At 70.9% G+C, this 13,634-nt stretch carries 15 protein-coding genes; 14 read left to right on the top strand and 1 reads right to left on the bottom strand.

The window, feature by feature from the left end:
* Positions 1-138: 138 nt before the first annotated feature.
* Positions 139-516, bottom strand: coding sequence for a hypothetical protein (locus tag O7625_RS09325; protein ID WP_282345447.1), 378 nt, complete (start codon positions 514-516; stop codon positions 139-141).
* A gap of 108 nt (positions 517-624) precedes the next feature.
* Between O7625_RS09325 and O7625_RS09330 the strand changes: the two genes are divergently transcribed.
* From O7625_RS09330 to nuoF, 14 genes are all read left to right on the top strand, one after another.
* Positions 625-1,521, top strand: a complete 897-nt coding sequence (locus O7625_RS09330; RefSeq protein WP_282345448.1) for a helix-turn-helix transcriptional regulator — start codon at positions 625-627, stop codon at positions 1,519-1,521.
* On the top strand, positions 1,484-1,687 hold the full coding sequence (locus O7625_RS09335; protein WP_282345449.1) for a DUF397 domain-containing protein: 204 nt from the start codon (positions 1,484-1,486) through the stop codon (positions 1,685-1,687). Before O7625_RS09330 ends, O7625_RS09335 begins: the two co-directional genes overlap by 38 nt.
* An 11-nt stretch (positions 1,688-1,698) precedes the next feature.
* The gene (locus tag O7625_RS09340) at positions 1,699-1,893 is read left to right on the top strand and encodes a DUF397 domain-containing protein (protein ID WP_282346876.1); all 195 of its coding nucleotides are present in this window, start codon (positions 1,699-1,701) and stop codon (positions 1,891-1,893) included.
* Positions 1,894-2,099: 206 nt separating this feature from the next.
* Complete coding sequence (gene mqnC / locus O7625_RS09345) at positions 2,100-3,290, top strand: cyclic dehypoxanthinyl futalosine synthase (RefSeq protein ID WP_282345450.1); 1,191 nt, start codon at positions 2,100-2,102, stop codon at positions 3,288-3,290.
* A 488-nt stretch (positions 3,291-3,778) separates the two neighbouring features.
* Positions 3,779-5,029, top strand: coding sequence for an LPXTG cell wall anchor domain-containing protein (locus tag O7625_RS09350; protein WP_282345451.1), 1,251 nt, complete (start codon positions 3,779-3,781; stop codon positions 5,027-5,029).
* A gap of 189 nt (positions 5,030-5,218) precedes the next feature.
* A complete protein-coding gene (locus O7625_RS09355; protein ID WP_282345452.1) occupies positions 5,219-5,929 on the top strand; it encodes a demethylmenaquinone methyltransferase in 711 nt (236 codons plus the stop codon).
* Positions 5,930-5,996: 67 nt separating this feature from the next.
* The gene (locus tag O7625_RS09360) at positions 5,997-6,218 is read left to right on the top strand and encodes a hypothetical protein (protein WP_282345453.1); all 222 of its coding nucleotides are present in this window, start codon (positions 5,997-5,999) and stop codon (positions 6,216-6,218) included.
* A gap of 134 nt (positions 6,219-6,352) precedes the next feature.
* Entirely contained in the window at positions 6,353-7,627 is a 1,275-nt protein-coding gene (locus O7625_RS09365) for a geranylgeranyl reductase family protein (RefSeq protein ID WP_282345454.1), read from the top strand.
* Positions 7,628-7,763: 136 nt separating this feature from the next.
* A complete protein-coding gene (locus O7625_RS09370; protein ID WP_067300536.1) occupies positions 7,764-8,129 on the top strand; it encodes an NADH-quinone oxidoreductase subunit A in 366 nt (121 codons plus the stop codon).
* A gap of 14 nt (positions 8,130-8,143) precedes the next feature.
* On the top strand, positions 8,144-8,821 hold the full coding sequence (locus O7625_RS09375; RefSeq protein ID WP_067300532.1) for an NADH-quinone oxidoreductase subunit B: 678 nt from the start codon (positions 8,144-8,146) through the stop codon (positions 8,819-8,821).
* 46 nt (positions 8,822-8,867) lie between these two features.
* Entirely contained in the window at positions 8,868-9,605 is a 738-nt protein-coding gene (locus O7625_RS09380; RefSeq protein WP_282345455.1) for an NADH-quinone oxidoreductase subunit C, read from the top strand.
* 171 nt (positions 9,606-9,776) lie between these two features.
* Positions 9,777-11,102, top strand: a complete 1,326-nt coding sequence (locus O7625_RS09385; protein WP_067300526.1) for an NADH-quinone oxidoreductase subunit D — start codon at positions 9,777-9,779, stop codon at positions 11,100-11,102.
* 112 nt (positions 11,103-11,214) lie between these two features.
* The gene (nuoE, locus tag O7625_RS09390; protein ID WP_282345456.1) at positions 11,215-12,315 is read left to right on the top strand and encodes an NADH-quinone oxidoreductase subunit NuoE; all 1,101 of its coding nucleotides are present in this window, start codon (positions 11,215-11,217) and stop codon (positions 12,313-12,315) included.
* Positions 12,312-13,628, top strand: coding sequence for an NADH-quinone oxidoreductase subunit NuoF (nuoF, locus tag O7625_RS09395; protein ID WP_282345457.1), 1,317 nt, complete (start codon positions 12,312-12,314; stop codon positions 13,626-13,628). The genes nuoE and nuoF overlap by 4 nt, the downstream gene beginning before the upstream one ends.
* The last annotated feature ends 6 nt before the right edge of the window (positions 13,629-13,634 follow it).

The following is a 13,634-nucleotide window of genomic DNA, read 5'->3' on the forward strand; positions in this document are numbered from 1 at the left end:
CGGGCCGAGGTCCGGCCGTGCCTGCCCCCGCCCCGGCCGGCGGGTCTGATGTCTGTTGCGGGCACTGTCGAGCTGATGACGTTAGCGACTCACCCGGGATCGGCCGATTCCCGCCGCTTTCGCCACCCCGTCGACCTGTCAGTCGGGGCGGAGGTGGGCGGTCCAGTAGGTGAGGTCGGAGTGGTGCTCGGTGAGGGTGACCCGCTCGCCGCAGGCCTCCTCGATCAGCTTGACCGCCTCGTCCAGGTGCGGCGGATTGCCGTCCCAGTCCTCGTCACGGAACAGGTGCAGCCCGACCTCGCCCCGGTCGTCGCCGAGCGCCTGCGCGCCCTCGGGCGACACCAGCACCACGGTGTAGCGGGCGGCCTCCCGCTCGGCCTCGCTCGGCGGCTCCGGCTCGTCCCGCCTGCGCCGCCGGAACCGCTCGACCACCGACGGGATCGGACCGGGCGAGTCGGCCGGATCGTACGGCCGCAGCCAGGTGGGTGAGGGGCGGACGGTGTTCGAGGTGGTCACGTCGACACTCCTTCATCTTCAGGCGCAAGGCTTGGCTTGGATGGCAATTTGCGATTATGGTTACGTTGCTGAGAGTGAGCTGTCAATAGCGAACGGTGGGGAGTCCTGGTGGCGAAGCAGATTGCGCCGACCGTGGTGGGCCGTGGGTTGGGTGGCGAGCTGCGGCAGGTGCGGCGGTCGAAGCGCCTGACCGGCTCGGGGGTGGCGGCCCAACTCGGCTGGCAGGCGTCGAAGCTCTCCCGGATCGAGACCGGCCAGCAGGGCATCCGGCTGGAAGAGATCGCCGCGCTGCTGGCCATCTACGGTGTCGTGGGCGAGGAGCGTAAACGGTTGCTCGACATGGCCAGGCGTGGCCGGGAGCCGGGCTGGTGGGAGACGCACTCCGCCGGCCTGACCCCGTGGTCGCGTACCTTCATCCGGTTCGAGGCCGAGGCGATCCGGATCGTGGGCTGGGAGCCGCTGCTGGTGCCGGGCCTGCTCCAGTTGCCGGAGTACACCAGCGCTCTGATGAAGGCGTGCGGGGTGGCCCCGGCGGACGCCCAGGCTCGGGTCGCGGCCCGACTGGGCCGGCAGGCGATCCTGGCCCGGGACGAGCCACCGGAACTGAGCCTGGTCATCGACGAGATGGTGCTGCGTCGGCCGCTCGGCGGTCGTCGTCTGATGGCCCGGCAACTCCACCATCTGATCGAGATGATGGATCGGCCCAACGTGACGCTCCGGGTGCTGCCGCTGGAGTGTGCCGGGCACTCCGGGTTGGACGGAGCGTTCGTCCTGTTCGACTTCGATCGGCTCCCGCCGGTGGTGCACCTGGAACACAGGATTTCCAGCATCTTTCTGGAGAAGCCGGATCAGGTGGACGTGTTCCGTCGGGAGGCGGATACGCTGGCGAGGTCGGCGTTGAACCCGGCCGAATCGATGAAGTTGATAGGCCAGGTCGCAGCGGAGCACGAGCGGGAGCGAGCCGCAGATGATGATCGCAGAGTTGTCGGAGGCTTCCTGGCGTAAGTCGACCCGCAGCGGCTCCGACACCAACTGCGTCGAGGTGGCCGCAGCGGCCCATGTGGTGGGGGTGCGGGATTCCAAGGACCGGTCCGGGCCGGTGCTGGCCTTCGACCGCTCGGCCTGGTCCGCCTTCGTCGCTGACCTGTCGACCCGTCCGTCATCGTGGTGATCTGGACGGTCATCCCTGAGCTGGTCGGTGTGACCTGGCGTAAGTCGACCCGTAGCGGTTCCAACGCTGACTGTGTCGAGGTGGCCGAGGTGGCCCGGGTGGTGGGGGTGCGGGATTCGAAGGATCCGTCCGGGCCGGTGCTGGCTTTCGGGCGGCGGTCGTGGGCCGCGTTCGTCGCCCATCCGCCGGTGCGCTCCGGGTTCTGACGCGGTCGGGGGTGGGGTGCGTGATCACATTGCTGTTTTGTGCAGCTTCGTCGGCGTGTCTTCTCCCTTTTCGCAATGTGATCTTGAGTTTGGCAATGTGATCTTGAGTGTTGGGGCGGGTTGGGGCGGGGAGCGCTCGTGCGGGGCGCGTCACGGGTCGACGCACCACCCGGGGCCGGGGCGGCGGGTCGGCGTACGCTCGGGATGTGACGGCGAACCGGGAGATCGACGACATCCTGCAGCGTGGCGCGGACGGTGGGCGGATCACGCCCGAGGAGGCGCTGCTGCTCTACACCGAGGCGCCCTTCCACGCGCTGGGCGAGGCGGCGGACGCGGTACGTCGGCGGCGCTACCCGGACAACGTCGTCACCTACCTGATCGACCGCAACATCAACTACACCAACGTCTGCGTGACGGCGTGCAAGTTCTGCGCCTTCTACCGGGCGCCCAAGCACGCCGAGGGGTGGACCCACCCGACCGAGGAGATCCTGCGCCGCTGCGGCGAGGCGGTCGAGCTGGGCGCCACCCAGGTCATGCTCCAGGGCGGCCACCACCCGGACTACGGGGTGGAGTACTACGAGGAGCTGTTCTCCTCGGTCAAGAAGGCGTACCCGCAGCTCGCCATCCACTCCATCGGGCCGAGCGAGATCCTGCACATGGCGAAGGTCTCCCAGGTGAGCCTGGACGAGGCCATCGCCCGGATCAAGGCGGCCGGGCTGGACTCGATCGCCGGTGCCGGGGCCGAGATGCTGCCGGACCGGCCGCGCCGGGCGATCGCCCCGCTGAAGGAGTCCGGCGCCCGCTGGCTGGAGGTCATGGAGCTGGCCCACCGGCAGGGCCTGGAGTCCACCGCGACGATGATGATGGGCACCGGCGAGACCAACGCCGAGCGGATCGAGCACCTGCGGATGATCCGCGACGTGCAGGACCGCACCCGGGGGTTCCGGGCGTTCATCCCGTGGACGTACCAGCCGGAGAACAACCACCTGAAGGGTCGCACCCAGGCCACCACGCTGGAGTACCTGCGCCTGGTGGCGGTGGCCCGGCTGTTCTTCGAGACCGTGCCGCACCTGCAGGCGTCCTGGCTGACCACCGGCAAGGACGTCGGCCAGCTCGCCCTGCACATGGGGGTGGACGACCTCGGCTCGATCATGCTGGAGGAGAACGTCATCTCCTCGGCCGGCGCGCGGCACCGGTCCAACCTGCACGAGCTGATCGGCATGATCCGCTCGGCCGACCGGATCCCGGCCCAGCGGGACACCCTCTACCGCCGGCTGGCGGTGCACCACACCCCGGCCGACGACCCGACCGACGACCGGGTGGTCTCGCACTTCTCCTCGATCGCCATGCCCGGTGGCGGGGCCGGCCGCTCCCTGCCGCTCGTCGAGGCCCGCTGACCCGCCCCGATCGTCACGCAGGGTGACCTTTCGGGTTGGCGCGGTGACTGGCTGAACGGGTTCGGGTGTCGGCCCGGGGGATATTCGTGGTCGCCGTTCGGGCGAGGTGCCGGGGGATCAGCTACCACAAGACGCGGCAATTGGGGCGGGCTACGGCGCGCTGGACGGAGACGTACCCCGGGCTGCTCCGGCGCGGGGGTTGGCGCGGCGCGACGGTGCCCGCTAACGTGCGCCCGACGTACCTTCCGCTTCCCCGTCGGGAAGCCCGTACGAGCGCCGTACGTCCTCCATCGGCCCGGGAGGGCCGTTCATATAAAACGGGGGCGGGACGGGTGACCGTCCCGCCCCCGCTCCTCCTCCGTTCGGCCCCGTCTGGAACGAAAACGCACGTCACAGCTGGCGCACCGGCGTCGATCTCGGATAACGTCCGCTCGGTTCGCCACATCAGCCCCACCTTTCCCAGCAGTCCCTAGCCCCCCGGGGGATCGATGACTCTGTTCCACCGCTCGGCCCTGGCCCGCGTCGGCGCCGTGGCCCTGCTCGCCGTCGGTGGCGTGGCCACCGTCGCCGCCCCGGCCAGCGCCGCCGACCAGGCGAAACTCGACCTCGTTCCGCTCAGCTACGAGCTGGCGCTCGGGGTCAAGGAGGCCAAGGCCAAGCCGTTCAAGTTCTCCGTCCAGAACCTCCGGGGCTCGGTCGACGCCAAGGACGTGAAGGTCACCGTCGAGACCGCGGGCCTGCGGCCGAACAAGGTCGGGGTGCTGGTGCCGGACGGCTGTGCCGTCTCCGGCACCGCCTTCACCTGTTCGCTGTCCGACCTGGGTGGCACCACCGACGACATCGCCGGCGGCACCACCGAGGAGTTCGGCATCCCGCTGTTCGGCACCGACACGCGCGGCAAGGGGGGCGTGCTGAAGGTGACGGTGAGCGCGCCCAACGCCATCTCGGACTCGGTCGACCACGACATCATGGTCGTCAAGCCCGGCTACGACCTGACCACCTGGGTGCAGGACGTCTACGCCGACGTGGTGGTCGACGGCGACGAGGCCGGCGAGAGCGGGCTGGCCGGCGTCAAGCCCGGCGGGACCGCCCCGCTGGACTGGGCGGTCTACAACGGCGGCAGCCGCCGGGCCACCGGCATCGCGTACGGCATCTCCCTGCCGGCCGGGGTGAGCTTCGTCGAGGTGCCCGAGGGCTGCGTGCAGCAGGAACTGGGCGGCATCGCGCAGGCGTACTGCGAGGACACCGGCGCGGTGCTGCGGCCGGGTGAGTTCTACACCGCCGACGTACGGGTGAAGGTCGGCGCGGACGTCACCGAGAAGGTGCTCACCCCGGGCGTCCTGTTCGGCATGGGGCTGACCGAGGCCGAGGGTACGCCGGAGGAGAAGCCGCAGGTCGCCAGCAAGGCGCAGCGCAAGGTCTTCACCGAGACCGACGACGGCGACAACACGTCGCTGTTCGACGTCTTCGTCGACCTGAGCACCGGCCCGAGCCCGAGCCCCAGCCCGACCGGGGAGCCGAGCCCGAGCACCAGTGGTCAGCCGAGCCCGAGCACCAGCCCGACGACCGGTGGCGGCACGGGCGGTGGCGACGGCGGTCTGCCGGTGACCGGCGCGCAGGCCACCCTGATCGGTGGCATCGGTGCCGCCGTGCTGCTCGCGGGCGGGGCGCTGCTGATGCTCGCCCGTCGGCGTCGGCTCGTGCTGGTGGCCCCGGGCGACGAGAAGCCGCAGGGCTGAACGACGGCAGGTCGTCGCACCAAGCGGTAGGACGGCGGCGGGCGGGGTGGTCATCCACCCCGCCTGCCGCCTTTCCGTCCCGCCCGACCGATCCGGGGTCGACGTGCCGACCGGGGTGCCGGACGGGGCGGGCGGGGCGGGTGGCGACCCAGCGCCGGAAGGGTGGAGCGTGGCTGGCAGAGTGGAGGGGTGAGTCGTACCCCGCAGGGCCAGCGCGCCGGCCTGGACAAGTCCCCACCCGAGGTCGCCGCGATGTTCGACGGGGTGGCGGCCCGTTACGACCTGACGAACACCGTGCTCTCCTTCGGGCAGGACCGGTCCTGGCGGCGGTCCACCCGGGCGGCGCTCGGGCTGCTCCCGGGTGAGCGGGTGCTGGACGTGGGCGCCGGCACCGGGGTGTCGACGCAGGAACTGGCCCGCTCCGGGGCGTACGCGGTCGGGGTGGATCTGTCGCAGGGCATGCTGCACGCCGGCAAGCGGCTCCGGCCGGAGGTGCCGCTGCTGGCCGGGGACGCGCTGCGGCTGCCCTTCGCCGACGCCTCCTTCGACGCGGTGACGATCTCCTTCGCCCTGCGCAACGTCAACGACACCGACGCGGCGCTGCGGGAGCTGGCCCGGGTGACCCGGCCGGGCGGCCGGCTGGTGGTCTGCGAGTTCAGCACCCCGGTGCACCCGGCCTTCCGTACCGTCTACCTGTCGTACCTGATGCGGTCGTTGCCGGTCGTGGCCCGGGCGGTGTCCAGCAACCCCGACGCGTACGTCTACCTCGCCGAGTCGATCCAGGTCTGGCCGGACCAGGCGGCGCTGGCGGCCCGCGTCGGCGCGGCCGGGTGGGGACGGGTGGCGTGGCGCAACCTGACCGGCGGGGTGGTGGCCCTGCACCGGGCCGTCCGGAGTTGACCCTGCGTGCAAGGCGATTTCCACTCTATGTCCGCTTTTAGTGACTTTTGGGAGTAAAGTCGGCTGCATGACGGGAGCAGCGCCGACCGAGCCACCGGCCCCCACCGGCGACGACGCCGCCGAGCTGGCCGCCCAGCTCAGAGAGCTGGCCGGCGTCGATCCGGCGGAGGTCCGCCAGGTGGTGGCCGAAGTGCTGGGCGCACTCGACCGGGCCGCCGGTGGAGCGCTGCGTGACCAGCTTCCGGCGTCGATCCGGGCCGACGCGGGGCTCGACACCGCCCGCGGTTGAGCCCCGAACCGACTCCGACCCGCATGTTTCCACGAAGTTAGGTACCCCTCACCCGGCAGCGGGGTAACCACGGTCATAGACTCCAACCCGATCGGCTTGTGAAGCATTTCACGAGCGTGCGGGAGGAGGCGCGGATGACTTCGGTGGAGAACGACGCCGACGTGATCGTCGTGGGCGCCGGTCCCGGTGGATCGGCGACGGCGTACCACCTGGCGCGGCACGGCGTACGCGTGCTGCTGTTGGAGAAGACCGAGTTCCCCCGCGAGAAGGTGTGCGGGGACGGGCTCACCCCCCGGGCGACCCGGCAGCTCATCCGGATGGGCGTGGACACCTCGCCCGAGGCCGGCTGGCTGCACAACAAGGGCCTGCGGGTGATCGGCGGCGGGGTACGCCTCGAACTGGACTGGCCCGACCTGGCCAGCTTCCCCAACTACGGCCTGGTCCGCACCCGGCTGGACTTCGACGACCTGCTCGCCAAGCGGGCGGTCTCGGCCGGCGCGGAGCTGCGGACCGGCGTCAACGTCATCGGCCCGGTGCTCGACGCGGACGACCGGGTGACCGGGGTCACCGCCGAGGTCGGTCCGGGCCGGGAGCCCGCCACCTTCCACGCCCCGTTGGTGGTCGCCGCCGACGGCGTCTCCGGCCGGTTCCCGCTCGCCCTCGGCCTGGCCAAGCGGGAGGACCGGCCGATCGGGGTGGCCGTGCGCCGCTACTACCGTTCGCCGGCCAAGCACGACGACGACTACCTGGAGTCCTGGCTGGAGCTGCGCAGCAAGGACAGCGACGCGCTGCTGCCCGGCTACGGCTGGATCTTCGGTCTCGGTGACGGTCGGGTCAACGTCGGCCTGGGCGTGCTCAACTCCTCCTCCGCCTTCGGCAAGACCAACTACCGGCGGCTGCTCACCGACTGGCTGGCCAACACCCCCGCGGACTGGGGGATGACCGACGAGACGAACGCCGACGGCCCGATCCTCGGCGCGGCGCTGCCGATGGGCTTCAACCGGGTGCCGCACTACACCCGCGGGGTGCTGCTGGTCGGCGACTCCGGCGGCATGGTCAACCCGTTCAACGGCGAGGGCATCGCGTACGCGATGGAGTCCGGCGAACTGGCCGCCGAGGTCATCGTGCAGGCGCTGGCCCGACCGGCCGGCCCGGAGCGGGAGCGGGCGCTGACCGCGTACCCGCAGGAGCTGAAGGCCCGGTTCGGCGGCTATTACCGGCTCGGCGGGATCTTCGTCAAGCTGATCGGCCGGCCCGAGGTGATGCGGATGGCGACCAGGCACGGCATGCCGCACCCGATGCTGATGCGCTTCGTCCTCAAGCTGCTGGCCAACCTGACCGACCCCCGTGGCGGGGACGCGATGGACCGGGTCATCAACGCGATGACGAAGGCGGCCCCGGCCGTGTGAGGCGTGACCGGGCCAGGGCCAACGACGGCCCCGGCACGGGCAGGGATCGACCCCCGCTGACGGCAGTCACGAGGGACGTGAATAGTGTGAATTTTGTCAAGCACCTGGGGCAGGGGAAGGACGAGCAGGAGAAAAGATGTCGCTCTCGCCTTACGCACCGATCATCGGGCTGTTCGCCCTCGCCGCGGCGTTCTCGCTGTTCTCCGTGGCCGCCGCCCGCTTCGCCGGTCCCCGGCGCTACAACAAGGCCAAGCTCGAGGCGTACGAGTGTGGGATCGAGCCCAGCCCCCAGCCGGTGGGCGGCGGACGGTTCCCGATCAAGTTCTACCTGACGGCGATGCTCTTCATCGTCTTCGACATCGAGATCATCTTCCTCTACCCCTGGGCGGTCTCCTTCGACGCCCTGCCGATCTTCGGCTTCGTGGAGATGGTCCTGTTCATCGTCGCGGTCTTCGTCGCGTACGCCTATGTGTGGCGGCGCGGCGGCCTGGACTGGGACTGAGGGAGGAACGTCAGATGGGCATCGAGGAGAAACTCCCCGCCGGCGTCCTGCTCACCTCCGTGGAGAAGCTGGTCAACTGGTCGCGGAAGTCGTCCGTCTGGGGCGCCACCTTCGGCCTGGCCTGCTGCGCCATCGAGATGATGGCGGCCGGTGGCCCGCACTACGACATGGGCCGCTGGGGCATGGAGGTCTTCCGCGCCTCGCCGCGCCAGGCCGACCTGATGATCGTGGCCGGCCGGGTGAGCCAGAAGATGGCCCCGGTCCTGCGCCAGATCTACGACCAGATGGCCGAGCCCCGCTGGGTGCTCTCCATGGGCGTCTGCGCCAGCAGCGGCGGCATGTTCAACAACTACGCGATCGTCCAGGGCGTCGACCACGTCGTCCCGGTCGACATGTACCTGCCGGGCTGCCCGCCCCGCCCCGAGATGCTCATCGACGCGATCCTCAAGCTCCGCGAGAAGATCATGTACGAGCCGCTCGGCCCCAACGGCCGCAAGATGCAGGCGGCCCGGCTGGAGCGCGGTGACGTGCCCGTGGTGCCGTACGGCTCGATGCCGTCGTCGTACCGCAACGACAAGGCCCGCCGTGCCGAGTGGACGAAGGCCGTCCGCGAGGGCCGCGAGGAGCAGTTGCGGATCGAGAACTGGATGAACGCCCAGAACCACCTCCAGACCCAGGCTGGTCCCAAGTGAACGCGGCGCAGCGCAGCCCCGCAGTGCTGAACGGAGGGCAGGCACGGTGACCGCGCCGAACGACAGGAAGAACGACGGCGGGGTGCCGGTGCCGGTCACCCCGGCCGGTGCGACCAGCGGCGCTCCCGCCGAGCTGCCGCCGTCCAGCCCCGCCGGGCGCGGCATGTTCGGCATGCAGGGCAGCGGCGACGTCTCCGGCTACGGCGGCCTGGTCCGCCACCGCACCCCGATCGAGGAGGCCCCCCGGCCGTACGGGGGCTACTTCGACGAGGTGCGCGACGCGCTGGAGGAGGCGTACCCGCAGTTCGGCGACGCGATCGAGAAGGTCGTCGTCGACCGGGGCGAGCTGACCCTGCACGTCCGCCCGGAACGGATCGCCGAGGTCTGCCAGGTGATGCGGGACGACCTGGCGCTGCGCTTCGAGCTGTGCTCCTCGGTGTCCGGGGTGGACTACCTCGGTGCCGACGAGCGCCGGCTGCACGTGGTCTACCTGCTCACCTCGATGACCTACCGGCGGCGGGTCCGGCTGGAGGCGGCCGTCTCCGCCGAGCACCCGCACCTGCCCAGCGTCACCGCCGTCTACCCGACGGCCGACTGGCAGGAGCGCGAGGCGTACGACATGTTCGGTGTCGTCTTCGACGGCCACCCCAACCTGACCCGGATCCTGATGCCGGACGACTGGGAGGGCCATCCGCAGCGCAAGGACTACCCGCTCGGCGGCGTCCCCGTCGAGTACAAGGGCGCGGAGATCCCGCCGCCGGACCGCCGGAGGTCGTACCAGTGAGCGCGAGGAGTGCAGCGAAGCGGAGCCCCATTCGCCTGCGCGAGGAGCGAGCGGAGCGAGCCCCGCAGTCGCGGGCAGGGGACAACGCAGTCGTGAACGGAAGGCTGGCGCAGTGAGCGCGAGGAGTGCAGCGAAGCGGAGCCCCGCAGTCGCGAACGGAGGGCTGGCCCAGTGACCACGTCCAACTACGCGACCGAGCGGGAGACCACCGAGGGCCGGGTCTTCACCGTCACCGGTGGAGACTGGGACCAGGTCGTCTCCGGCACCGACCCGATCAACGACGAGCGGATCGTCGTGAACATGGGTCCGCAGCACCCGTCGACGCACGGCGTGCTGCGGCTGATCCTGGAGCTGGAGGGCGAGACGGTCCGCGAGGCCCGGTCGGTCGTCGGCTACCTGCACACCGGCATCGAGAAGAACATCGAGTACCGCAACTGGGTGCAGGGTTCGACCTTCGTGACCCGGATGGACTACCTCGCCCCGATCTTCAACGAGACGGCGTACAGCCTCGCGGTGGAGAAGCTGCTCGGCATCACCGACGACATCACCGAGCGGGCCACCACGATCCGGGTCCTGATGATGGAGCTGAACCGGATCTCCTCGCACCTGGTCTGGCTGGCCACCACCGGCATGGAGCTGGGCGCGATCTCGATCATGTTGTACGGCTTCCGTGAGCGGGAGTACATCCTCGACATCTTCGAGACCATCACCGGCCTGCGGATGAACCACGCGTACGTCCGGCCGGGCGGGGTGGCGCAGGACGTCCCGGACGCCGCGATCGTCAAGATCCGCGAGTTCCTCAAGATGATGCCGAAGAAGCTCAAGGAGTACGAGGACCTTCTCTCCGGCCAGCCGATCTGGACCGAACGCACCCAGGGCGTCGCGGTGCTCGACGTGACCGCCTGTGTCGCGCTCGGTGTCACCGGCCCGGTGCTGCGCTCCGCCGGCCTCGCCTGGGACCTGCGCAAGACCATGCCGTACTGCGGCTACGAGAACTACGAGTTCGACGTGCCGACCCACCCGGACGGCGACGTCTGGGGCCGCTACCTGGTCCGGCTGGCCGAGATCCGGGAGTCGCTCAAGCTGGTCGAGCAGGCGCTGGACCGGTTGCGGCCGGGCCCGGTGATGGTGGCCGACCGCAAGATCGCCTGGCCGGCGCAGCTCGCCATCGGCGTGGACGGCATGGGCAACTCGCTGGAGCACGTCGCCAAGATCATGGGTCAGTCGATGGAGTCGCTGATCCACCACTTCAAGCTGGTCACCGAGGGCTTCCGGGTTCCGCCGGGCCAGGTGTACGTCGGCATCGAGGCGCCCCGGGGCGAGCTGGGGGTGCACGCGGTCTCCGACGGCGGCACCCGGCCGTACCGGGTGCACTACCGGGAGCCGAGCTTCGTCAACCTCCAGGCCCTTCCGGCCATGGCCGAGGGCGGCCTGATCGCCGACGTGATCGCCGGTGGCGCCTCGCTGGACCCCGTGATGGGCGGTTGTGACAGGTGAGCGCGAGGAGTGCAGCGAAGCGGAGCCCCAGTCGCCCGCGCGAGGAGAGAGCGCAGCGAGCCCCGCAGTCGGGGGCCGAGGCATGCCCAGTCGCGAACGGAAGGCGACTCTGATGAGTGTTTTCACTGAAGAGACCCGGGTCCGGGCGCGGGAGATCATCGCCCGGTACCCGGCCGACCGGTCCCGCTCGGCGCTGCTGCCGCTGCTGCACCTGGTGCAGGCCGAGGAGGGCTACGTCTCGCCGGCCGGGGTGACGTTCTGCGCCGAGGTGCTGGGGCTGAACAAGGCCCAGGTCGGCGCGGTGGCCACCTTCTACACCATGTACAAGCGCCGGCCCACCGGTGACTACCTGGTCAGCGTCTGCACCAACACGATGTGCAACGTGCTCGGCGGCCAGGAGGTCTACGACACCCTGGTCGAGCACCTGGGTGTCGGGCACGACGAGACCACCGCCGACGGGAAGATCACCCTGGAGCACGCCGAGTGCCTGGCGGCGTGCGACTACGGCCCGGTGATGACCGTCAACTACGACTTCTTCGACGGCGTCGACCCGCAGGGCGCGGTCGGCGTGGTCGACGAGCTGCGCGCCGGGGGTCGACCGATGCCGACCCGGGGCGCCCGGCTCTGCACGCTCAAGGAGATGGCCGTCCAGCTCGCCGGGTTCGCCGACGAGCGCGACGGCGCGGTCGCCGACGGCGGGCCGGGTGCGGCCACCCTGCGCGGCCTGCGCCTGGCCGAGCAGCACGGCATCACCGCACCGGCGTACGACCCGAAGACCCCGATCCGCAGCAAGGCCGAGGCCGACCGGGCCGCCGCCGAGGCCAAGGCGAAGGCCGAGGCCGCCAAGGCTCCCGCGCCGGCCGCCCCGGCGGCGAAGCCGGAGCAGGTCACCGGCAGCACCGCGCCGGACGTGAAGGCACCCGACGACAAGTCGCCGCAGGTGCGTACCGCCGAGACCCGGCAGCCCGATGCGGCGACCGCCGCGCCGGACGCCCCCGGAACCAAGGTCCCGACCGACGGCGCACCGCCGGCGTCCCGCGACGCGCAGGCGGCGCAGGCGGCCGGGGTGGCCGCGAACCCACCCGCCGGTGACGGCAAGCCCGCCGGCGACGAGGCCGGGGCGCAGCAGCGCAACCTCAAGGAAGCCGAGGCGGAGACGGGCGCTGCCGGCGCGGGCTCCGCCGCCGCGAGTGAGACGGGGGTCCAGAAGTGACCGCTCCCCGGCCGGAGACCCTGGCCAAGCTGACCCCGGTGCTGACCCGGCGCTGGATCTCCCCGGACGCCTGGCGGATCGGCGGCTACGAGAAGCTCGACGGCTACGCCGCGCTGCGCAAGGCCCTCAAGGCCCACCCGGACGACCTGATCCAGCTGATCAAGGACTCCGGGCTGCGCGGCCGGGGCGGCGCGGGCTTCCCCACCGGCCTGAAGTGGGGCTTCATCCCGCAGGGCGACGGCAAGCCGCACTACCTGGTGGTCAACGCCGACGAGGGCGAGCCGGGCACCTGCAAGGACCTGCCGCTGATGACCCACGACCCGCACTCGCTGGTCGAGGGGGTCATCATCGCCTCGTACGCGATCCGGGCCAGCCGGGCCTACATCTACATCCGGGGCGAGGCGGTGCACGCCGCCCGCCGGCTGCGCAACGCGGTGGCCGAGGCGCAGGCCAAGGGCTACCTCGGCCGCAACATCCTGGGCACCGGGTTCGACCTGGAGTTGGTGGTGCACTCGGGCGCCGGGGCGTACATCTGCGGCGAGGAGACGGCGCTGCTGGACTCGCTGGAGGGGTTCCGGGGTCAGCCCCGGCTCCGGCCGCCGTTCCCGGCCACCCACGGCCTGTACGCCAGCCCGACGGTGGTCAACAACGTCGGCACGATCGCCAGCGTGCCGTACATCGTGCTGGGCGGTGCGGACTGGTGGAAGTCCATGGGCGCCGAGAAGTCCTCCGGGCCGATGATCTACTCGCTCTCCGGCCGGATCGTCAACCCCGGCCAGTTCGAGTGCGGCCTGGGCGTCACCCTGCGCGAGCTGATCGAGCTGGCCGGCGGCATGCAGCCCGGTCACCAGCTCAGGTTCTGGACGCCGGGGGGATCGTCGACCCCGCTGCTCACCGCCGAGCACCTGGACGTGCCGCTGGACTTCGAGGGGGTGGCGGCGGCCGGCTCGATCCTGGGCACCACGGCCACCCAGATCTTCTCCGACCAGGACTGCCCGGTCTACGCGACCTACCGGTGGCTGGAGTTCTACCACCACGAGTCGTGCGGCAAGTGCACCCCGTGCCGGGAGGGCAACTACTGGATGGTCCGGGTCTACCGGCGCATCCTCGCCGGCCAGGGCACCCACGAGGACCTGGACACCCTGCTCGACACCTGCGACAACATCCTCGGCCGTTCGTTCTGCGGCCTGGGTGACGGGGCGACCAGCTCGGTGACGTCGTCGTTGCAGTACTTCAAGCAGGACTACCTCGACTACATCGAGGGGCGTACCGCGCCGAAGCTGTCGGACAAGCAGCTGGTGGGGGCGCACTGATGAACG

This window comes from Micromonospora sp. WMMD714 (assembly GCF_029581315.1).
In the GTDB taxonomy this organism is placed as follows: Bacteria; Actinomycetota; Actinomycetes; order Mycobacteriales; family Micromonosporaceae; genus Micromonospora; species Micromonospora rifamycinica.

Coding starts and splice junctions, on each gene's coding strand:
- O7625_RS09360 (WP_282345453.1), top strand. CDS start 5,997: ATGACGGGAGCAGCGCCGACCGAGCCACCGGCCCCCACCGGCGACGAC.
- O7625_RS09335 (WP_282345449.1), top strand. CDS start 1,484: ATGATGATCGCAGAGTTGTCGGAGGCTTCCTGGCGTAAGTCGACCCGC.
- O7625_RS09365 (WP_282345454.1), top strand. CDS start 6,353: ATGACTTCGGTGGAGAACGACGCCGACGTGATCGTCGTGGGCGCCGGT.
- O7625_RS09375 (WP_067300532.1), top strand. CDS start 8,144: ATGGGCATCGAGGAGAAACTCCCCGCCGGCGTCCTGCTCACCTCCGTG.
- nuoE (WP_282345456.1), top strand. CDS start 11,215: ATGAGTGTTTTCACTGAAGAGACCCGGGTCCGGGCGCGGGAGATCATC.
- O7625_RS09370 (WP_067300536.1), top strand. CDS start 7,764: ATGTCGCTCTCGCCTTACGCACCGATCATCGGGCTGTTCGCCCTCGCC.
- O7625_RS09350 (WP_282345451.1), top strand. CDS start 3,779: ATGACTCTGTTCCACCGCTCGGCCCTGGCCCGCGTCGGCGCCGTGGCC.